A 20,009-nucleotide genomic window follows, 5' to 3' on the forward strand; every position below is an offset into this window, starting at 1 on the left:
CTTTCGGAAAACAGGCAGACAATTTCACTTTCTGCATCCGGCAATCGTTCCCGCTAACCATCATATTTAAAATGAAATGACTTGGGGCGGGTTAAATTCTCAAATCCAATTTTAGAAAGCGTACATCCACGACCAGATTGCTTAACACCCGTCCAGGCCAATTCCGGATCCAGGTAATCACAACGATTTAAAAAAACAGTGCCGGCCTCTAAATACCCTCCCATCTCCATTGCAACATCTTCATCGCGGGTAAAAATAGCCGCAGTGAGACCAAATGGGCTGTTATTCATAAATTCTAGAGCTTCGCCATCATCGTGCACTTTCTGCACCCCCAGCACCGGCCCAAAAGTCTCCTCGCGCATCACTCGCATGTGGTGTCGCACCCGGGTTAACAGTTGCGGTGCCATATATTGGGTACCCCGCTTGTCCATTGGGAATTCATTCACATCCAAGTGGACCTTTGCGCCCTCCGCTATCGCTTCATCCACCTGTGCGCGAGCCCGGTCTGCAGCTTCCGCACGCACCAAAGGCCCCAAAGTGGTTTCCACTTGATCCGGGCGCCCCAGTCGATAGTCACGCAGTAAGTCGACCGCTTGGGAAATAAACTCAGAAAAAATATCTTCATGCACATAGGCCCGCTCAATACCGCAACAGGACTGCCCGGAATTAAAATAGGCGCCGTCGACTACCGCAGCCACAGCTTGGTTAATATCGGCGTCGGCGCGGACATAAGCTGGATCTTTTCCCCCCAGTTCAAGTCCCACTTGAATAAATCGACCGGCAACTGTGCGTTCTAGGTTCGCGCCAGCGCCAACCGAGCCGGTGAAGGCAACATGCTGGATTTCCCCCGCACAAGCTAATCGCTGGGTATAAGCATGATTTAAATGAAGAAACTGAAAAACACCGTAGGGCAGTCCCGCCTCGCGAAAAATCTCCACCATTCGCTCAGCACACAGCGGTGTCTGCGCCGAGTGTTTTAAAATCACTGCATTGCCCGATAGCAGTGCCGGTACCACTGCATTAACCGCCGTTAGGTAAGGGTAATTCCACGGGGCAATTACCAGGGAGACCCCTAAGGGCTCGCGGCGGATAAACCGGGTAAAACCCGGCTTCTCAGGTAACTGAATGTCAGCGAGGGCTTCAGTAGCAAGCTGTGCCATGGTCTGCGCACGATCCATAAACCCGTTAATTTCTCCTCCTGCATAACGGATTGGACGCCCCATCATCCAACACAGCTCCCGCCCCAAACGCTCTTTCTTAACGGCAAATATTTCCACAGCCCGCTCGATAATAGCGATGCGCTCATTGAGGGGAGTTCGCCTCCATGCTTTTTGTGCTTTACTGGCCCGATCCAGCACTACACGGATTTCCACCTCTCCCGCCAGAGCGCGCTCTACATAAACACTGTTATCAATAGGAGAAATACACTGAAGGTGGTGCATGATTTTTGTAGTCTTCATCGGCGTCGATACTCCCAATTAAATAATTTCGAAGTACCGCTCCAACTCCCAGTCACTCACATGGCGGCGATATTCCCGCTCCTCCCACTCGCGACTGGCAGAAAAGTGTTCAACAAAGTCGCTGCCAAATAATTCCTGTGCTGCTTCTGATGCCTTAAATTGCTGCGTGGATTCCCACAGTGTGCCCGGCAGCACTTGTTCGTTTTCCAACTCCAGCGAGTAAGCATTACCGGCAACAGGCTCACTGGGCTGCCACTGCTGCATAACACCGTAAAGACCCGAGCCCAAAGCTGCTGCCAGTGCTAAATAGGGGTTTGCATCGGCGGCCCCCAAGCGATATTCGACGCGCTGGGAAGTGTCGCCGCCGGGGATAGCACGCAGTGCCGTTGTGCGGTTTTCCACCCCCCAATTGGCTCCCGTCGGCGCCCAAAAACCTGGTACCAGGCGGCGATAACTGTTAACGGTCGGAGCCATCAGGGCAAGGAATTGCGGCATCAACCTTTGCTGCCCAGTTATGAACTGACGCATTATCTGGCTGATACCATCTGGCTGGCTCGAATCGAGAAAGGCGGAATCACCGCTGCCACTATTGCGCAGTGACAAATGAATATGTCCACTTTGCCCCGGGTACTCACTGGACCAGCGGGACATAAAAGTAGCCATCAAACCCATCCGCTGTGCCAGCACTTTTATAAAGGTTTTAAACAGGGCAGCTTTGTCTCCAGCGGCCTCAGCACCATCCACTGCAATAGCCGCCTCTAAAACTCCCGGGCCTGTTTCTGTGTGTAAGCCCTCCAAGGGGAAATCCATGCGCTCACTCAGCTCCAGGATTTCCCGATACAGCTCTCCGTGTACGGAATTTCGCAGTATGGAATAGCCAAACACATCGGGGGTAAAAGGCTTTAAATTGCGGAAACCCTTGTTCCGCACTGAATCGGGCGTTTCGTCAAACAGGAAAAATTCGTACTCCAGGGCGGCACAGGGATCAAATCCCAATGAGCGACAGCGTTCGATCACCCTGCGCAGAACTGCGCGGGGGCACAGCGCCTGGGCTCGACCATCAAACTCCGCGAGAAACAACAACATATCGCCTTCAAAAGGCACATCACGGCAGCTATCGGGGAGTATGCGTACCGGGGCGTCTGGATATCCGGTATGCCAACCGGTATATCGAGTGTTGTCGTAGAGCTGATCCTTAACATCCCAGCCCAGGACCACATCGCAAAACGAGAAGCCCTTTTCCAGGGATGAGAGGAATTTGGCGCGGCTCATATATTTGCCACGCATTACACCATCGGTATCGAATAAGCCCACTTTGACATGACTGAGGCCTCGTTCTTCGACAATTGCGCGGGCCTCGTGAGCGGTTTTTACCTCCCGTGCCTTTACCATGACTGGTCCTGCCCCGTTGTTGTTATCTCCGAGTTACAGGATAGACCCGCCAGACGAGCTTCGACGCCATAAACCCGGCGCAGGCGTGACTTTCAGCCGAGCCCCTCAGCATATATAATCCGCGCTCCAGATTTTCAGTTATCTATTCATTCAGGACCAGCAATGAGCTTCGAAAAGATCCCGGCAGGTAAAGAACTGCCCAACGATATCAACGTAATCATCGAGATCCCTGCCAACCACGACCCGATCAAATACGAAGTGGACAAGGACTCTGACGCAGTATTTGTGGATCGCTTCGTTGCCACTCCGATGTTCTACCCAGCAAACTACGGCTACGTGCCCCAGACTCTGTCTGAAGACGGTGACCCCCTGGACGTGCTGGTTGTAGCGCCTTACCCGGTAATGGTTGGTTCTGTAATCCGCTCTCGTGTTGTTGGCGTTCTGAACATGACCGACGAATCCGGTGTTGATGCCAAACTGCTGGCCGTACCGCACACCAAGCTGACCAAGCTGTACGATCACGTTGAAGAAATCAGCGACCTGCCCGAGCTGCTGATCAAGCAGATCGAGCACTACTTCGAAAACTACAAAGCCCTGGAAGCGGGCAAGTGGGTTAAAGTAGAAGGCTGGGCTGACGCCGAAGCTGCACGCAAAGAAGTTATGGCTTCCCGCGAGCGCTACCTGAAAGAAGAAGGCTAATCCCCTCTTCTTTCAGCAGACTCTGAGCAATAAAAAACCGGCCTAGTGCCGGTTTTTTACTGCCTGTTAGGAGAGACCCTGTCAGTTAACTTCCCAATTGGGAACAGAGACAGGAGATAGCTCCTCCCCTTTGCGCTCACTCTCATCCAGAAGCTGGCCTTCCGCTGCACGCAAACTGAGGTGCTCTACCTCAACGCTGACCGGTTCCACCGACTTGCGTTCGTGCTCCTTAACCAAGTTTCCCTCCATGGGCGCCAAGGTCCACTTCGGGCTAGCCGCAGCTTCCATCTTGGGCTTGGTTTGCTCAGCAACAGCTGCGCCGCTGCTTTCGTCCTTAATAGTGACCTGTGCGCCTATTTTGGCCAGGTTTGCACGAAACTGCTGTGCCTGGGGCAGAGATAACCCTTTCTTCAGTACCAGCGGGCGCCCACTGAATAATTTCTCTATCGCCTGGGGATTGCTTTTAAACAGGCGCACCATACTGGCCTTTACATCACCGGCGGTAAAACCCGCCACCAAATCACCGCGAAAAACCAAACTGTAGGCAGATTGCGACATCAATAATATTTCCCTGAGTTACTCTTCCGAATCCAGAGTCTGGTCCATGGTATAAGCCGGAGCCCCTTCTACACGCCCTCCTACCTGGCGGGCGGGAACACCGGCGACGGTTGTATGGGCCGGCACATCGTGCAAGACCAGGCTACCGGCGGCAATTTTGACGTCCTCTCCCACCTTAACCGGACCCAATACTTTAGCACCGGCGCCAATCATCACTCCGGGGCCAATTTTCGGATGGCGATCGCCACTGCCGCAGCCACTGCCACCCAATGTCACCGAGTGGAGAATCGAGACATTGTCCTCAACCACACAGGTCTCCCCCACCACTAATCCAGTGGCGTGATCGATCATAATCCCGCAGCCAAATCGCGCTGCTGGGTGGATATCCACCGAGAACTGTTCCGATACCTGGCTCTGGAAATAGAGCGCCAAGGTATGGCGGCCTTGATTCCACAACCAGTGCGCTATCCGGTGGGATTGCAGGGCGTGAAAACCCTTAAAATACAGGAAAGGCGTCAGGTACTGGTCGCAAGCCGGGTCCCGGTCATACCAAGCGCAAATATCCTCGCTCATACAGTGGGAAATACTCGGATCATTAGCCAGAGCCGTGGCAATCACTTCCTGAAGTGCGGTTGCCGTGAGGGCATTGTGCTCCAACACCGAAGCCAGGTGATCCGCCATAGCATCACCCAGAGACTTGTGGCGCAAAATGGTATTGTGGAAATAACTTGCCAGGATAGGTTCGCCAGCAGCCGCCTCTGAGGCTTCAGCCCGCATCGCCTGCCAAATATCCCGCTGCCCTTGAACGGCCGCTTCCTCACCCATAATTCATCTCCCTTATATTCCCCAGGGCATTCACTGCGGCGCAGCTTGGCAGGATCACTAGCCCCTTTCAAGAGGAAGCCTCCATCGCAAAGTAGCTTTCTTGCCACCCCCCATTGAGGTGGTAATGAACTGTAACCAACCTATCTCAACAGGCCGCTATAGTTGCCCATTAAATGGGGGGTAGCAGTGATCCGGAACCCAGATATAGCACGTATAGATCTCCTGAAGGTGCTCGCAAACCGCAGTGCCCAGGGATAGTTCTGACTCCTGCAGCAACTCGGACAGGCGCTCCACGCTGAGAAGTTCCTGAAGCTCTCGGGCCCTGGGGGCATAGCTCAGGTGCCAGCGTTCCGGTGCGACTCCGCCGCGATCCTCTGCATAGGGTCGGAACAGCCCATAACCATTACCCGTGCTGATTTGGTTATCCAGCCAGCGGTGGAAGGCGCCAAAAACTCCGTCGTCCGCCACCTCCTGGGGTGTGAGCTGGACTGCATAGTCAGCGGGGACTGCCGCCGCATCGATAATATCGAAATCGGTACCCCAGTGGTGACGGGATGCTCCCGGCAATGCAGACCAGCGCAGAATGGCGAAGATCAGCTCCCGCTCGCTTAACTGTTCAATATCCAGGGGAGTACCGTGACTATCGAGAACCGGGCGGTGACCCTGTGCTTTGGCATTCCAAATCAACAGTTGTCGATCAAAGGCGCGAAAACCGGACACGATTTTAGGGGCAAACCCCTCTTCACGGGCATCCCGACTCAAGCGCTGGAAGGCGATCAGTGCCTCGGGATGTAAAAGCTGGTCAGAAGCAGGGTCGACAATGACATGCTCATCGCCGAGTCCAAATAACATACTCTTCAGCGGTGTCGATAACATTTGCATCTCATTATTAGGCGAACTCCAAAGGGCAGGCTAAATTATTCAACAGGCTATGCCTACTTTAACAGAGCGCAGACAGTCGCCCTTAACTATGGCACCAAAGCAGGGGCACCAAAAGCAGGCGCGCCGCACAATAATCTGGCGGTAATGTTTGTTAGCCACCTGTTAATTTATGTTAAGTTCAAAGCCGCAGTCGAGGGGTTGGCTGCGACAACGGACGCTCAAACTGGTAGGGAAAACCGAATGCACCCGAGTCAATCAGAACTATTAAAACTAAAAAACCTGGGCCTGGCCTCGGTCAATATTCTCCACTCTATTGGCATTCGCTCCCACGATGACCTGCGCAGGGTTGGGCCTGTCGAGGCCTTTATCAGTATTCGCAACCGGGGGATTAACGCCTCCAAAGTAATGCTCTACGCTCTCCAGGGCGCCCTGATGGATGTGCACTGGAACGACCTAGAGCCGGAGCTGAAACAACACCTCACCAGCGAGGTCGACCGCCTCCTTGCCACCCAAAACTCTGACTAGTAATTCCCCTCAAGCACCACGGAAAGAGTCGCAGACACGCGCACTCGACGGACTCGGCACAGCAGGCCAAGCTGTGCCGATCTACAGTAAGGCAAGTTGCGCCAACCCTATCTAAACTTACCGGTGGAGCCGCGGAATAATTCCGTAAAGACACTCACTCAAAGGAGAGATCCGATGTTGCGCATTGGGCTATTCCTGCTGACCAACCTTGCTGTCCTTGTATTGGTTGGCATTATTTTCAATATTTTTGGAATTGGGGGAATCCTTCAGGCAAACGGTGTCGATCTCAACCTCGGCGCCTTGTTGCTGATGTGCGCAATTTTTGGTTTTGGCGGATCTTTTATTTCCCTGCTCTTATCGAAAACCATCGCACGGGTCAGTACCCGCACACAAATTATCGAGCAACCCCGCAGTGCTGATGAACAGTGGCTGGTAGAAACCGTACGGGAACTCTCCCGCAAAGCGGGCATCGGTATGCCAGATGTGGGGATATTTCCAATGCCCCAGGCGAATGCCTTCGCCACAGGCTGGAATCGCAACAGCGCTCTGGTCTCTGTCAGTGCCGGTCTGTTGCAGCGCTTCAGCCGAGAGGAAGCCCGCGCCGTAATTGGCCATGAAATTGGTCACGTGGCCAATGGCGATATGGTAACGCTGGCACTGATCCAGGGCGTGGTAAATACCTTTGTGATGTTCCTCGCCCGCTTGGTTGGGTTCTTCGTAGACCGGGTTATCTTGCGCAACGAAGAGGGGTTGGGCATCGGCTATTTTGTCACATCCATTGTTATGGACATCATATTCGGCTTCTTTGCCATGATGATTGTCGCCTGGTTCAGTCGCCGCCGTGAATATCGGGCCGACCATGCCGGCGCCACACTGGCCAGCCCCCAATCCATGATTGCCGCGCTGCAACGGCTCAAGGTGGAGTCCGATCGCGGCCACGAGGAACCCCTACCCGGCAATATGAAAGCCTTCGGTATATTCGGCAGTATGGGAGCACTTATGGCCACGCACCCACCACTGGATGATCGTATTCTCGCCCTGCAAAACTTCCGTAATTAGTGTCTAATTGGATAGATAAGTGATCAGAGCTGTAGTTTCAATTTCTCACAGAGCTGCCACTAAAACGTAGTTACTTTCTATGTGGACAGATGCAAAGTAAAAGCATTTATGCAAAGAAGTGTCCTGAAGTACATCCCACTACTCATCGCCATATTTTTAATTGGGTGTTCTCCTTCATGGAGTGATGGCCCTTACGAGATTTATTGGATAGATGGCGAAAAAGCCCTTGGTTTTAATTTGGGGGACGATGCCTATATACGCCGTATCGATGAACCACATCATATCAGTGCAAACGAGATGTTCGTCTCAGTCTACGCTTGCCCTGAGGGTGCCTGCGCTTACTATTACATAGATCGACTTAAAGACCACAAATTTGCAGATTCTTCCGAGTTTGTTTTTGGCCCCTACACAGAAAAGACCTTTGTTCAATTGGAACAAAAGCTACAACTACCAAAACTGGAGCAATAATAAAAACATGAGAAAAGCATCAAGATTTATGCCTAAATACAAAACTGAAAAGGCAAGTAAAGCTACGTTGTTTGTTTTCTCGCAGCAATGTTAGCTCCCCTTATTTACCAGCCAATGTTCTTTTTATCTTTAGCTGGCTTAGCATTATTGGCCATAATTTGGGGCACTGTCGAACAGCGCAAAATTGACAGGCATTTCCAACGACTATGTGACAAACGCAAAGGTTTATCCATTTGTGAATTTTCCCGGGAGTTTGATCGCAAAATTGTAGACACATGGATTATTTGAGCGGTGTATGAGCAACTACAAGCGGCACTTCCCACCAAACAACTGGTTCCAATTCAAACATCAGATGATTTCTTTAAGACCCTAAAACTGGATGAAGATGATCTCTATCTGGACTTAATTGAGGAGATCGCACAAAGAACCGGGCGAACCCTTGAGGACTATCAAAGCAACCCCTATTTTGGCAAGGTAACAACGGTCCGGAACCTGGTACTGTTTTTTAATCACCAGGCCCGTGGCGAGGCAACCGAACAACCCTAGACTTCTAAAAAAGCATTACAACGCCGCTAAAGCTCCTGATTCAGGGGCTTCATAGAAAAATTTTCAACCCACAAATCCAATAGAGAACCCAGGGAGAAAATGCATTGATTAGTATAATTTTTTTTGTAAGAAAAATAGAAATGATACTCTTTAATCAACCACCACTTTAGACCCAAGAGCCAACAGGCGCCCTGTAGCAATAAAACGAAAGTAGCCACTTGGGGAAAATCAAAACGGAGCCCTCAACAATTAAATTAATAATGCAATACGTCAATTCACATAAATCATCAAGAGAGAAACAGCACCCAATCTATTTATAGCACCAGAGGATTAGCAGATCCTCTCAGCGACTCGGGCGCTGCACCTCACACAATCCAAACGATCCCAAATGCCTATTACAAAATAATAACCCGTCATTACATATCCATACTTTACAAGCCATACCAATGGGACATTGCTTTTAAATTTATAACTTCAGGAAAAACCCATCCTGAATTAACAATTTATAAATAAACTTACCCACCAAGTGGATAAGGACGCCAAACATGAGATTTTCTCATAGATATAGCGATTACTTATTGAAAACAGTCTAGTATGGACTAAATAACAAAGACCTCAGGAACCCCTCTCCCAATATTTACGGTAATTTTTTGGCCTTATTCTAGCAGCCCGCCAAAAACATTAGCGAACTTTAACTCATAAGCTGAAATCAATTCGGAGTCGATTATGCCTATACAAATCTTATCTGATAAAGAGGCTGTCAATATTAAGAAAAATAATCGTGCCGGACACTGGCCTAATCGTTCAGCGGACAACAGGTATGAACCTATCGCAAGACCTGACTTTATGGCTGGCTTTCAATTTCGACCTGGATCATGTGTTTTTTCGGTTGGTTCCTGCTTCGCCCGAAATGTCGAAACCAAACTGATTGAACTTGGCTTTCACATTCCATCGAGTGAGATATTTGAATTGCCAGAATTTGAAGACCCCAAACTAGATTCAATCACTAACTTTGGAGTTGCATCCATCTACAATGAATTCAAATGGGCACTGGATGAAAATAGCGGGATGCCAGAAGAGTGCATTGTTGAGGTGAACGAAGGAAAATATTGCGACCTAAATGTATTATCCTCTATACGCCCCGCCTCACTAGAGACAGTAAAGACAAGAAGAGAGGCCATTACTAGATTTTATAAATCGGTCCAAAAAGCCGAGACAATTATTATTACCCTAGGGTTGTCGGAAGTCTGGTTCGACAAAAAAACCAACTTATATCTAAACACAGTACCACTGCAAAAAGTTATAGAATTGTGGCCCGGAAGATTTGAGCTTCATGTATTAAATTATAATGAAGTCTATGATCATCTCGACAAAACCATACAGCTGTTGAAAGCCAATGCGAAAGTTCAGCAGAATATACTGATCACAATTTCACCCGTCCCGATGTCGCTTACATACAGAAATCAAGATATCTCTATTTCAAATTCGTATTCAAAGTCCGTATTGAGAGCTGCTGCTGAAGCACTGGTGTACTCAAATTCTAATGTTTTCTATTATCCCAGCTATGAATCGATATTATTGACAGATCGTAGTATCGCCTGGATGGATGATCAAGTACACGTGCGAGATGAAATGGTACGAATTCAGGTTTCCAGGCTTATTGATAAGTATTGCCAACCTGTAGGAGATTTATCAAGAGAGAGCGTATTAGAACAACTTCGTACACCATCAACACCAATGTCCGCCAAAGAAGCTCTCTTTTCCAAGTATCGCTCAATGTATAAAGAGTTCCCCGACTTTGCACTACAGTTTGCTCGATACCTGAATAAAACCGGAAATTACGAAGAGGCTGATAAAGCATTAAGTGTCGTTAAAACAGATGCAAATACCGCAGCTATTAAAGCGCAAGCGTTGCGCGGATTAAGACAGTTTGAAAAGGCCAGAGAGATACTGGAGCCCTTTATTGAGCCAAAGCTACGTAACCACTCAATCTGGAAGGAACTGATTTCAATTCATATTGATCAGGGTAACCTTGAAAATGCAATGGCAGTGATAGAGCAGTGGGCACAGGTATCTCGAGGGATTAGTTTTACAGCATATAAACTTAGTGCCAAACTAATTGAACCTTTAAATCAAGAAATTGCAAGGGCATACTTGGAAAAGGCTTTGGAAGTAAGACCCGGAGATGAAGTAACTATGCAGCTCTTAAAAAAGATGTTGACGTCACTCGAGTCAGGAAAACGTCAGGAGGACTCGCAAAACCCTCGACTGACAACCACACCATAATCAAAAACGGAGTTAAATATATCGAGACTAGACAAGAGTGTCTCCTATACAGCAATTCCAAACTGGCTACTCCTTACACAAAGTCCCGGGGTAGCTTTCGATTTCGGGGCTTTACATCATATTCTCAGAAACAGAAATTGGGCTTGTATTCACCCAGTGGTTCTGGATATCAGAGTTAACCCGACCAATGCAATTCTGCATCAATGAGACTTCCTCAATTAGCAAAGCTAGCTCTCAGGATAACTAGTCCTGGTGTAATCGATGTGCCCTCAACGGTGAAGCGATCATCAACACAAGTGAATAACTCGATAAAGACTATGGCCTCAGTTGAGAATCACCTCGACTTAGGCTTAACACACTAAAAACAGGACAAAGCCTCGAGGACTATCAAATAACCGCTATTACAAGAAAAGAACATCAGTACACAATCTTGTATTTTTTAATTGCCTTATTCACACCGGAGCAATCTAGCAAACAGTGGTTGCCGGGCCGCTGATGTTGTACGACTAAACTACCTCCACTTTAAATCTCGCCCGCAGCCCCCAATAAACAGCCAACACCGCATAACGATTGCAAATAAGATACACTTTCAAAACAGCAACAAACAAAAAGGAAGGCGACAATTACAGATGTCTCTTCCAATCCGGCAGTTCAAAGGGAGGATTGTATTAATGACTCTACTTAAAACTCTACGCGCCAGCTTCATCTCAGTCTTTTTACTACTTACCCCGGCAATATCTGCACAGGCGGAAACCTTTGCCACCGACGACGAGCGCAACACCATGCAGGTGTTCAATTTTGCCAGTCCGTCAGTGGTCTATGTCACCAATGAAACCCTGGTGCGGGATCGCAGGACCCTGCGCCTCCACTCAGTGCCCAAAGGCGCCGGCAGCGGATTTATCTGGGACACTCAGGGCCATATTGTCACCAATTTTCACGTTATTGAGGGTGCGCGGCAAATCACTATTACTTTGCAGGATCGCAGCGAGTGGCCGGCCGAACTGGTGGGATCTGCGCCGGAAAAAGATCTGGCAGTTCTGAAAATTAACGCTCCCAGGGAGTTGCTAAAACCGCTGGTTGTGGGCACCTCCAGCAATCTCGCGGTAGGCCGTAAAGTACTGGCTATCGGCAACCCGTTCGGCCTAGATACCACTCTCACCACCGGGGTGGTCAGCGCCCTGGGGCGGGAAATTGAAGCCGCCAACAACCGCACCATTCGCAATGTTATCCAAACAGATGCGGCTATTAATCCAGGTAACTCCGGCGGCCCGTTGCTGGATTCCCAGGCGCGTTTAATCGGGGTCAACACCGCAATTTACAGTCCCAGTGGCGCCAGTGTCGGTATTGGCTTTGCGATTCCAGTGGATACGGTCAAAAAAATTGTGCCGGAACTGATCAATCACGGCCGCCTGGTACGCCCGATTATTGGTATCGAATCCGCCCCGGACCAGTGGAGTAGCCGCTACGGCTTTGAAGGGGTCGCCGTATTGCGTACCGCTCCCGGGCTTCCCGCAGAGAAAGCCGGCTTGCGCGGTATCCACCGCACCCGGGGTGGAGGCTGGGAATTGGGCGATGTGATTGTAGAAATAGAACAGCAGCCGATTCGCAGCTACGACGATCTGCTCAATGCCCTGGAAAAACACAGAGCCGGTGACGAAATCACTATCGGCATACTGCGTGACGGGACAATTCGCTACACGTCCATTAGACTCGCGGCACCCGAATAAGCAGGCGCTTGCGCCCTGAACAAGAATTAGGCCGGGAGCCGAAAACCTATGCAGAAGTACTTCCTGTGTCGCTATGACGAATTAAGCGAAGGTCGATCCAAAGGGTTCTCCCTCGGAGACACTGCCGCCGGCACTGACAATGTGTTTGCTGTGATGAAAGATGGCGAGGTCTACGCCTACAAAAACACCTGCCCTCACCGGGGCATCAATCTGGACTGGCAGGAAGACCAGTTCCTCGATCCCGATGGCGCACTTATTCAGTGCGCCTCCCACGGCGCGCTATTCCTGATTGAATCTGGGGAGTGTATCGCCGGGCCCTGTACTGGTGATGCCCTTACGCCAGTACCGGTGGAATATGCGCAGGACGGTCTCTACGCATTACTGGCCGACTGACAGCCCCCTGCCTTTCCCTTACGGGAGAAAAGGCAGGGCCTCCACCAGCTCGACGCCTTCAGCACCGAGCTTTGCGCGGTATGCGAGCACTTGCACACCAGCATCGACAGCGGAATCCAGGGCCTCAGCATAAGCGGGATCAATTTCCCGCGCCGCCTGCACCGTCTCGATACCGCTGTGTTGAACGCAGTAAAAAAGTACCGCCCGCACACCGCTCTCAGCCAGCTTTTGCAGCTCGCGCAGGTGCTTGGCGCCCCGGGCACTTACCGCATCAGGGAAGTAACCCTGTGCCCCATCTGCCAGGGTCACATTTTTCACTTCCACGTAGCAGTCCCCATCGGCGCCGGACAACAACAGATCGATACGGCTGTTTTCCTCGCCGTAGCGCACTTCCCTGCGCAGGGATTCATAGCCCTGTAACTCGCTGACTACGCCAGACAGAATGGCCTCTTCAACCAGAGCATTGGCGCGGCCTGTGTTCACCCCCGCCAGGGCTCCATCCGGGGTCGTACAGATTTCCAGAGTGTGGCGATACTTGCGCTTGGGGTTGCCAGAATCGGAGTACCAGCAGTCTCCCCCCTCCACCCAACAATTCTTCATAGACCCCGTATTTGGGCAGTGGATGGTAAACACTTCGCCACTGGCAGATTCCACATCGGCGAGAAAGCGCTTGTATCGGCGCAAAAGTGTTGCCTTTTGCAACGGAGGGGTAAATTTCACGGGCTGGACCACTTGGCTGTAATTTCAGGCGCCACAAAATAGCAGACAACTATTTGTGGCGCGAATCGCGCAGATTTGATAGCTTCCTCGCTCTCGGTCGCCAGGGGTATCGGTACCGAGAACAGGATTAGCCTGACACCGCAGCGAATTTGATAGGTGAAAAAAGCATCACTTAGAAAGATTCCGGTCTAGGCTAGATTGAATTTGGTGGTATCGCCCCCATAAAGGGGGGCCCGTATAGAAAGAGAGGCAACGACTATGCCCAAAACTGCTGCGAGCACCGAATCTCTGCACGGCTTTGAGCCCTACAAGGAGACGCAGGGCGAAGAGTACATGAATGAGAAGCAGCAGGAGCATTTCCGCAACTTGCTGTTGGCCTGGAAGGCCGAGCTGATGGCGGAAGTGGACCGCACCGTTTCCCACATGAAAGACGAGGCCGCAAACTTCCCCGATCCCGCAGACCGCGCCAGCCAGGAAGAAGAATTTAGCCTGGAATTGCGCACCCGCGATCGCGAGCGCAAGCTGATCAAGAAGATCGATGCCACCCTGGAGCTTATCGACCAGGATGACTACGGTTTCTGCGAAGCCTGTGGTGTTGATATCGGCATTCGCCGCCTGGAAGCCCGTCCAACCGCCACTCTGTGCGTGGACTGCAAAACCCTCGCGGAAATCAAGGAACGGCAGATCTCCGGCTGATCCACAACCGATAGCGGCACGGCGTTCGCTTGCGATCGCCCTGCTCGGAGGGGGCGATCAATGTATCGCCCCTATTCATTTTGAACAGCACAACTCCCTATATTGGTCGCTTCGCACCCTCCCCGAGTGGACCGCTCCACTTCGGCTCACTGGTGTGCGCCGTCGGCAGCTACCTTGACGCCCTCGCACATGGCGGACACTGGCTCCTGCGCATGGAAGACCTCGACCCTCCCCGGGAAGAGCCCGGCGCGGCAATCCGCATTCTGAAATCCCTGGAAGCCCACGGACTGCACTGGCACGGCCCCGTCGAATGGCAGAGCAAGCGCTACGCACTCTACGAGGAAACCCTGTCCACACTACGCCAACGGCAACTGATTTACCCCTGCGACTGCTCACGCAGCCAGATTAAGAAAAATGGTGGACATGCGAACGACTTCTGTCGCCTTAAATACGATGTGAGCGAACCCTCAGCGCTGCGGTTGCAATGCGCAGGCGGCGAGGAAGGCTTTGTGGATATTTGGCACGGAGAGCAACGGCAATTCATCCGCGAAGACACGATTCTCAAGCGCCGCGACGGCCTCTATGCCTACCAACTGGCAGTCGTTGTCGACGATATCGATCAACAGATCAACCAGGTGGTACGCGGCTCAGATCTATTGGATACCACTGGTGCACAACAGCGCCTATTTAAAATCCTCGGCGCCACCCCGCCCCAGTTCGGCCATCTGCCGCTGGTGATGGGCCCTGACGACAGGCAAAAACTCAGCAAACAAAATCACGCGCCGGCTATCGACGACAACATGGCTTCCGGTAACCTGTGTAAGGCTTTACAGTTCCTCGGCTTCAAACTGCCAAACACTGCCCCAACAGAATCCCCCGAGCATATTCTCAAGTGGGCTACCGCGCGCTGGCGCCGCCATCAGATAGATATGCGCAACCGCCAATTGCACTGATTCCAAGCTGCACTTACCATTTCCGCGCCAGCCGTCCTTAGGGGTCCGGCTGATAACCCGCGTTGACGATTACACAGGGATGACTTCTCACCGGTACAGTGCGCGGGCAACAAATTTCTCTAGCGGGTTTCCAAGGCGATCTATGAGTAACCGCACACTATTAATTCTGCTGGTGCTGGTGGGTTATGTATTCTCCCCCACCATCTTTACCTGGATGATCAATCCCGTCGGCGCCTGGTACCGGCCTTTTATCCTCTGGTTCGTGCTGATCCTACTGGCGATTTTTATCCAGTGGAGGCGCAAATCGAATGAGCTTTGATATTGCCCACATTGCCCTGGTGGGAGTGGCCTATATCGCCACCCTGTTTTTTGTCGCCTTCGCCACCTCCAAGGGCTGGCTGCCTTCCCGCTGGGTGCGGCATCCACTGGTTTATGTGCTCTCCCTGGGCGTATCGCTATCGGCCTGGACCTTCTACGGTATCGTCGACCTGGCCTGGCAATATGGTTACGGGGTACTCGCCTACTATCTGGGCACCGGCGCCATGTTCCTGTTTGCGCCAGTAGCCCTGGAGCCACTGGCGCGCCTGGCACAGCGCTACCAGCTTTACTCCCCGGCAGATCTTCTGGTGTTCCGCTATCACAGCCGCCAGGCGGGGACTCTCGCCACTCTGTTTATGCTGTTGGCGCTGCTCCCCCTGATCGCCCTGCAAATCCAGGCGGTATCTGAGACCCTGGCCCTTTTGTCGCGGGATAGTGTGGCTGCCCTGGCACTGCCGGACAGCGGTGTATCGAGCAAAAATTTAATCGCATTTTTCTACTGCGTGCTGCTGGCGGTATTCACCAGTATGTACGGCGCTACCCGCGAGCGTGGCGAGGGCCTGGCCAGCGCCATGGCCCTGGAGTCCCTGGTAAAACTGGTGGCGCTCACCGCAGTGGGCGGCTATGCCATTTACGGCGTCTTCGGTGGATTTTCCGGCCTGGATGAGTGGCTGCTGGAGAACCCCGATATGCACCAGCTGCTCTACACCCCCATCAAGCAGGGCTCATCCCATACCCTGCTACTGGTGTTTGTCGCCACTGCCGTGGCTATGCCACATATTTTTTACCTGAGTATTGCCGAGCGCCCCACTGGACAGGCAATGCGCACCGCCAGCTGGGGCTTCCCCCTGTTCCTGCTGCTGATGGCCCTGCCCATCTTCCCCATCATGTGGGCAGGCTTTGCCCTGGATGTGGCCGGCCCGGTGCAGTACTTCTCCCTGGCGGTTCCCCGCGCCAGTGGCTCAGCACTGCTCACCACCCTGGCCTTTATCGGCGGCCTGTCGGCAGCCACTGGCGCACTGATTATGATTACCCTGGCCCTCGCCACCATGGTGATGAACCACTGGCTGCTACCCGGCACCCGCTGGCACTCTGAGGACAATATGTACCGGCAGCTGGTGTGGCTGCGCCGCGCGCTGATCGCCGCTCTATTTATTGCCGGCTTTGCCTTTTACCTGTTACTCAACAACCGACTCTCCCTGTCGGACCTGGCCCTGCTGGCATTTATCGGATCACTCCAATTTCTGCCTGGGATTTTTGCTGTAATCCACTGGCCGCGAGGTAATCGACGCGGATTTGTCGGTGGCCTGCTGGCGGGCATGCTGCTTTGGGGGGGCGGCCTGTTAATTCCGTCAATTTTTGGGATTACCGGCATCACCCTGCCCGGCACTTCCCTCCAAATTCCCCTGGGAATGTCTATCTGGACACAGATCACCACCCTGTCACTGGGGGTCAATGTCCTGTTATTTGTCGGCCTGTCTCTGTTCACCCGCACCAGCAGCCTGGAGCAGTACGCCGCTGACCTGTGTAGCGACGACACCATCGCCCAGGCTCTGCGCTTGGGACTGGATGTGGAATCCGCCGCAGATTTTCGCCTGCGCTTGGCTGAAAGCCTCGGAGCCGCTACTGCGAATAAAGAAGTTAAACGCGCTCTCGCCGCTCTCAATCTGCCGGACAACGAGCGCCGCCCCTACGCCCTGCGTCAACTGCGCAACAAGCTGGAGTCCAATCTCTCCGGCCTGCTGGGGCGTGTTCTGGCGGTGCAAATTATTGATCGACACTTCCCGTTCCAGAACAGCGATCAGCCGGCAAACAAGGACATTCACCTGATCGAGACCCGGTTGGGCCGTTATAAGCACCAGCTCACTGGCCTGGCCGCAGAACTCAATAACCTGCGTCTGTATCACCGCCAAATGCTGGAAGAGCTGCCGATGGCCGCTTGCTCCCTGGGGCGCGACGGAGAAGTCCTGCTGTGGAACTACGCCATGCAGGACCTCACCGGTATCAGTGCCAGCGAGGTAATCGGCTCGAAACTGGAATACTTGGCGGAACCCTGGCGCAGCCTGCTGGGGGAATTCGCCCTATCCACTGATGCCAGCCGCTTTAAGCAACAGGTGAGCCTCGACGGCAATAGCCACTGGCTCAACCTGCACAAGGCACGGCAAAAACGCAGCCGCAGCGACCGCTCCCGCGACGAGCGCGGCGATGCACAAATGTTGTTGCTGGAGGACATTACCGAAACACAGGTCTTGGAACAGGAACTTATCCACAGCGAGCGCCTGGCCTCTGTGGGTCGCCTGGCCGCCGGCGTAGCCCATGAAGTGGGTAACCCGGTAACGGGAATCGCCTGCCTGGCACAAAACCTCCAGTACGACTGTGACAACCCGGAGGTCCTGGAAACCGCCGACCAGATCTTGAGCCAGACCCAGCGCATCAGCCGTATCGTCCACTCCCTGGTCAACTTCTCTCACAGCGGCAACCAAGAAGACAGCGAGCGGGCCCCGGTAGATCTCTATGCCTGTGTGCAGGAGGCGGTCAACCTGCTGTCCCTGCAACGGGATAAGACCGAGGTCCAGTTTGAGAATCGGGTACCCGAAGACCTGATCGCCCCGGGAGACAACCAGCGCCTGATCCAGGTGTTTATCAACCTGCTCAGCAATGCCCGCGATGCCAGCCCCGATGGCGGCCAGATTCTAATTGAGGGCTATCGCAAGAGCGGCAGCGCCTGTGTCTCTGTCACCGACAGCGGACCGGGAATTTCAGCTCAGCATCGTGAACGGATTCTGGAGCCCTTCTTCACAACGAAAGAGCCCGGCGAGGGTACAGGACTGGGCCTGGCAATGGTTTACAGCATTGTCGAGGAGCACGGCGGCCAGCTGGAATTGGTCAGTCCCGCCAACCCGGAAACCGGGACTGGCGCCCGCTTTATTGTGCAACTCCCCCTGGGCGACTGAGATGGCTGGACACCCATATCGATCATTATTTGTGCAAAAATAACCCGATTAACCGTTTTTGAGTTGCATCGAAACGGCGCCCGGGTAAAACTAGGCGCTTACTGAGCATTTTGTAACCAGGCGTAACATATGAGCCACATCCTCATCGTCGAAGATGAAGCCATTATCCGAACGGCGCTGCGCAAGCTTTTAGAGCGGCACCGCTACAAAATCAGTGAAGCGGGTTCGGTAAAGGAGGCGCTCACCAAGTACCGCCTCAATGAAGTTGACCTGGTTATTTCCGATTTGCGCCTGCCCGGCGCACCGGGCACCGACCTGCTCAAGCACGCCGGTGATATTCCGGTACTGATCATGACCAGTTACGCCAGCCTCCGCTCCGCGGTGGACTCCATGCGTATGGGGGCCGCAGACTATATCGCCAAGCCCTTTGACCACGACGAAATGCTCGCAACCGTCCGCCGGGTCATAGGCAAAGCGGAGCAGAATCGCGCCCAGCCCATCAACGAGAAAGAGAATACCGGCACTATCGCCGGCATGATTGGCAGCAGCCCAGTGATGAGGGAGCTCTATGGTCGCATCCATAAAGTTGCCCCCACAGACGCCACCGTCCTGGTGCACGGTGAAACCGGCACCGGTAAGGAACTGGTCGCCCGGGCTATTCACGAGGAGAGCCGCCGGGCCAACAAACCGCTGATCTCCGTCAACTGCGCCGCGATTCCCGATACACTGATTGAATCTGAGCTGTTCGGCTACGAGAAAGGTGCATTTACCGGTGCCCAGAGTTCCCGCGAGGGACTGGTAGCGGCAGCCGATGGAGGAACCCTGTTCCTCGACGAAATTGGTGAGCTGCCCCTGGAGGCACAGGCCCGCCTGCTGCGTGTGCTGCAAGAGGGCGAAGTGCGGCCAATCGGCTCGATCGAATCCCGCAAAGTGGATGTGCGCCTGGTAACAGCCACCCACCGCAACCTGCGCCAGCTGTCAGCGGAGCGTAAATTCCGGGAAGACCTCTACTACCGCATCAATGTGGTGCAAATGACGCTTGCCCCCTTGCGCGAGCGAGGCAGAGACGTCCTAGCACTGGCAGAGCACCTGTTGGAAAAGTTCTGCACTAAGATCGAGCGCCCCTTATTGCGCCTGTCACCGGAGGCCATCCAGGCTGTTACCACCTACACCTGGCCCGGTAACGTGCGCGAATTGGAGAACGCCATCCAGCGCGCTGTAATCCTGACGGATAAGAACAGCCGCGAGATCGACCACAAAACCCTGGATATCGATCTGGACCTGGTGCCGATCGAAGAGACCGACGGCATCCCGCGCCCCCGCAGCCTGCACACCGACCCCCGTGAGGACCTGTCCCTGGAAGACTACTTCGCCCGCTTCGTTATTGAGCACCAGGACACCATGAGTGAGACAGACCTGGCCAAGAAGCTCGGCGTCAGCCGCAAATGCCTGTGGGAACGACGCCAAAAGCTGGGCATCCCCCGCAAGAAGAGCCGTCGTAGCGCCGCCGCAGAAGCTTAAAACTAACGCTATCCCCAGGGGGCTTCG

The 20,009-nt window shown here is 53.1% G+C and carries 19 protein-coding genes; 13 read left to right on the forward strand and 6 right to left on the reverse strand.

The window, feature by feature from the left end; genetic code table 11:
- Positions 1-53 precede the first annotated feature (53 nt).
- Both ACJJIY_RS00865 and ACJJIY_RS00870 read right to left on the reverse strand, forming a co-directional pair.
- On the reverse strand, positions 54-1,460 hold the full coding sequence (locus ACJJIY_RS00865) for an aldehyde dehydrogenase family protein (protein ID WP_445358909.1): 1,407 nt from the start codon (positions 1,458-1,460) through the stop codon (positions 54-56).
- 18 nt (positions 1,461-1,478) lie between these two features.
- On the reverse strand, positions 1,479-2,852 hold the full coding sequence (locus ACJJIY_RS00870; RefSeq protein ID WP_445358910.1) for a glutamine synthetase family protein: 1,374 nt from the start codon (positions 2,850-2,852) through the stop codon (positions 1,479-1,481).
- A gap of 162 nt (positions 2,853-3,014) precedes the next feature.
- Here ACJJIY_RS00870 and ppa point away from each other — a divergent pair, with 162 nt between their 5' ends.
- On the forward strand, positions 3,015-3,551 hold the full coding sequence (gene ppa, locus ACJJIY_RS00875) for an inorganic diphosphatase (protein WP_282931443.1): 537 nt from the start codon (positions 3,015-3,017) through the stop codon (positions 3,549-3,551).
- 81 nt (positions 3,552-3,632) lie between these two features.
- On the opposite strand, the gene ACJJIY_RS00880 is transcribed toward ppa, so the two are convergent.
- The 3 genes from ACJJIY_RS00880 to ACJJIY_RS00890 all read right to left on the reverse strand — a co-directional run bounded on the left by ACJJIY_RS00880 (position 3,633) and on the right by ACJJIY_RS00890 (position 5,810).
- Complete coding sequence (locus ACJJIY_RS00880; protein ID WP_445358911.1) at positions 3,633-4,109, reverse strand: hypothetical protein; 477 nt, start codon at positions 4,107-4,109, stop codon at positions 3,633-3,635.
- An 18-nt stretch (positions 4,110-4,127) separates the two neighbouring features.
- Positions 4,128-4,934: a serine O-acetyltransferase gene (gene cysE, locus ACJJIY_RS00885; RefSeq protein WP_444896220.1), complete on the reverse strand. Its 807-nt coding sequence runs from the start codon at positions 4,932-4,934 to the stop codon at positions 4,128-4,130.
- Between the two features lie 156 nt (positions 4,935-5,090).
- Positions 5,091-5,810, reverse strand: coding sequence for a M15 family metallopeptidase (locus tag ACJJIY_RS00890; RefSeq protein ID WP_444896219.1), 720 nt, complete (start codon positions 5,808-5,810; stop codon positions 5,091-5,093).
- Between the two features lie 246 nt (positions 5,811-6,056).
- Between ACJJIY_RS00890 and ACJJIY_RS00895 the strand changes: the two genes are divergently transcribed.
- The 7 genes from ACJJIY_RS00895 to ACJJIY_RS00925 all read left to right on the forward strand — a co-directional run bounded on the left by ACJJIY_RS00895 (position 6,057) and on the right by ACJJIY_RS00925 (position 12,820).
- Positions 6,057-6,341 (forward strand): TfoX/Sxy family protein, encoded by a 285-nt coding sequence (locus tag ACJJIY_RS00895; protein WP_108735343.1) that lies wholly within the window; start codon positions 6,057-6,059, stop codon positions 6,339-6,341.
- Between the two features lie 174 nt (positions 6,342-6,515).
- Positions 6,516-7,400, forward strand: a complete 885-nt coding sequence (gene htpX, locus ACJJIY_RS00900) for a protease HtpX (protein WP_282931439.1) — start codon at positions 6,516-6,518, stop codon at positions 7,398-7,400.
- A 108-nt stretch (positions 7,401-7,508) separates the two neighbouring features.
- Positions 7,509-7,868: a hypothetical protein gene (locus ACJJIY_RS00905; RefSeq protein WP_444896218.1), complete on the forward strand. Its 360-nt coding sequence runs from the start codon at positions 7,509-7,511 to the stop codon at positions 7,866-7,868.
- A gap of 291 nt (positions 7,869-8,159) precedes the next feature.
- Positions 8,160-8,414 carry a hypothetical protein gene (locus ACJJIY_RS00910; protein WP_444896217.1) on the forward strand — a complete coding sequence of 85 codons (255 nt, stop codon included), beginning with the start codon at positions 8,160-8,162 and terminating at the stop codon, positions 8,412-8,414.
- Between the two features lie 726 nt (positions 8,415-9,140).
- Positions 9,141-10,700: a GSCFA domain-containing protein gene (locus tag ACJJIY_RS00915; protein WP_444896216.1), complete on the forward strand. Its 1,560-nt coding sequence runs from the start codon at positions 9,141-9,143 to the stop codon at positions 10,698-10,700.
- Between the two features lie 671 nt (positions 10,701-11,371).
- A complete protein-coding gene (locus ACJJIY_RS00920; protein WP_444896215.1) occupies positions 11,372-12,427 on the forward strand; it encodes a S1C family serine protease in 1,056 nt (351 codons plus the stop codon).
- Between the two features lie 48 nt (positions 12,428-12,475).
- A complete protein-coding gene (locus tag ACJJIY_RS00925; protein ID WP_444896214.1) occupies positions 12,476-12,820 on the forward strand; it encodes a Rieske (2Fe-2S) protein in 345 nt (114 codons plus the stop codon).
- Between the two features lie 18 nt (positions 12,821-12,838).
- On the opposite strand, the gene sfsA is transcribed toward ACJJIY_RS00925, so the two are convergent.
- Positions 12,839-13,540 (reverse strand): DNA/RNA nuclease SfsA, encoded by a 702-nt coding sequence (gene sfsA / locus ACJJIY_RS00930; RefSeq protein ID WP_444896213.1) that lies wholly within the window; start codon positions 13,538-13,540, stop codon positions 12,839-12,841.
- A gap of 258 nt (positions 13,541-13,798) precedes the next feature.
- On the opposite strand from sfsA, the gene dksA reads away from it, so the two are divergent.
- The 5 genes from dksA (at position 13,799) to ACJJIY_RS00955 (ending at position 19,982) form a co-directional block, all read left to right on the forward strand.
- Positions 13,799-14,236 (forward strand): RNA polymerase-binding protein DksA, encoded by a 438-nt coding sequence (gene dksA, locus ACJJIY_RS00935; RefSeq protein WP_108734345.1) that lies wholly within the window; start codon positions 13,799-13,801, stop codon positions 14,234-14,236.
- Positions 14,237-14,316: 80 nt separating this feature from the next.
- The gene (gene gluQRS / locus ACJJIY_RS00940) at positions 14,317-15,189 is read left to right on the forward strand and encodes a tRNA glutamyl-Q(34) synthetase GluQRS (RefSeq protein ID WP_445358912.1); all 873 of its coding nucleotides are present in this window, start codon (positions 14,317-14,319) and stop codon (positions 15,187-15,189) included.
- 142 nt (positions 15,190-15,331) lie between these two features.
- Complete coding sequence (locus ACJJIY_RS00945; protein ID WP_169337099.1) at positions 15,332-15,508, forward strand: hypothetical protein; 177 nt, start codon at positions 15,332-15,334, stop codon at positions 15,506-15,508.
- Positions 15,498-18,461 (forward strand): ATP-binding protein, encoded by a 2,964-nt coding sequence (locus tag ACJJIY_RS00950; RefSeq protein WP_444896211.1) that lies wholly within the window; start codon positions 15,498-15,500, stop codon positions 18,459-18,461. The genes ACJJIY_RS00945 and ACJJIY_RS00950 overlap by 11 nt, the downstream gene beginning before the upstream one ends.
- 129 nt (positions 18,462-18,590) lie before the next feature.
- The gene (locus tag ACJJIY_RS00955; RefSeq protein ID WP_444896210.1) at positions 18,591-19,982 is read left to right on the forward strand and encodes a sigma-54-dependent transcriptional regulator; all 1,392 of its coding nucleotides are present in this window, start codon (positions 18,591-18,593) and stop codon (positions 19,980-19,982) included.
- Positions 19,983-20,009: the final 27 nt, after the last annotated feature.

This window comes from Microbulbifer maximicatervae (SeqCode), assembly GCF_052468155.1.

What these genes read in the sequence shown, in the direction of transcription:
- ACJJIY_RS00920 (WP_444896215.1), top strand. Translation starts at nt 11,372, where the DNA reads ATGACTCTACTTAAAACTCTACGCGCCAGCTTCATCTCAGTCTTTTTA.
- ACJJIY_RS00865 (WP_445358909.1), bottom strand. Translation starts at nt 1,460, where the DNA reads ATGAAGACTACAAAAATCATGCACCACCTTCAGTGTATTTCTCCTATT.
- htpX (WP_282931439.1), top strand. Translation starts at nt 6,516, where the DNA reads ATGTTGCGCATTGGGCTATTCCTGCTGACCAACCTTGCTGTCCTTGTA.
- ACJJIY_RS00890 (WP_444896219.1), bottom strand. Translation starts at nt 5,810, where the DNA reads ATGTTATCGACACCGCTGAAGAGTATGTTATTTGGACTCGGCGATGAG.
- ACJJIY_RS00950 (WP_444896211.1), top strand. Translation starts at nt 15,498, where the DNA reads ATGAGCTTTGATATTGCCCACATTGCCCTGGTGGGAGTGGCCTATATC.
- ACJJIY_RS00955 (WP_444896210.1), top strand. Translation starts at nt 18,591, where the DNA reads ATGAGCCACATCCTCATCGTCGAAGATGAAGCCATTATCCGAACGGCG.
- ppa (WP_282931443.1), top strand. Translation starts at nt 3,015, where the DNA reads ATGAGCTTCGAAAAGATCCCGGCAGGTAAAGAACTGCCCAACGATATC.
- ACJJIY_RS00895 (WP_108735343.1), top strand. Translation starts at nt 6,057, where the DNA reads ATGCACCCGAGTCAATCAGAACTATTAAAACTAAAAAACCTGGGCCTG.
- ACJJIY_RS00905 (WP_444896218.1), top strand. Translation starts at nt 7,509, where the DNA reads ATGCAAAGAAGTGTCCTGAAGTACATCCCACTACTCATCGCCATATTT.
- dksA (WP_108734345.1), top strand. Translation starts at nt 13,799, where the DNA reads ATGCCCAAAACTGCTGCGAGCACCGAATCTCTGCACGGCTTTGAGCCC.
- ACJJIY_RS00915 (WP_444896216.1), top strand. Translation starts at nt 9,141, where the DNA reads ATGCCTATACAAATCTTATCTGATAAAGAGGCTGTCAATATTAAGAAA.
- ACJJIY_RS00880 (WP_445358911.1), bottom strand. Translation starts at nt 4,109, where the DNA reads ATGTCGCAATCTGCCTACAGTTTGGTTTTTCGCGGTGATTTGGTGGCG.
- ACJJIY_RS00945 (WP_169337099.1), top strand. Translation starts at nt 15,332, where the DNA reads ATGAGTAACCGCACACTATTAATTCTGCTGGTGCTGGTGGGTTATGTA.
- ACJJIY_RS00925 (WP_444896214.1), top strand. Translation starts at nt 12,476, where the DNA reads ATGCAGAAGTACTTCCTGTGTCGCTATGACGAATTAAGCGAAGGTCGA.
- cysE (WP_444896220.1), bottom strand. Translation starts at nt 4,934, where the DNA reads ATGGGTGAGGAAGCGGCCGTTCAAGGGCAGCGGGATATTTGGCAGGCG.
- ACJJIY_RS00870 (WP_445358910.1), bottom strand. Translation starts at nt 2,852, where the DNA reads ATGGTAAAGGCACGGGAGGTAAAAACCGCTCACGAGGCCCGCGCAATT.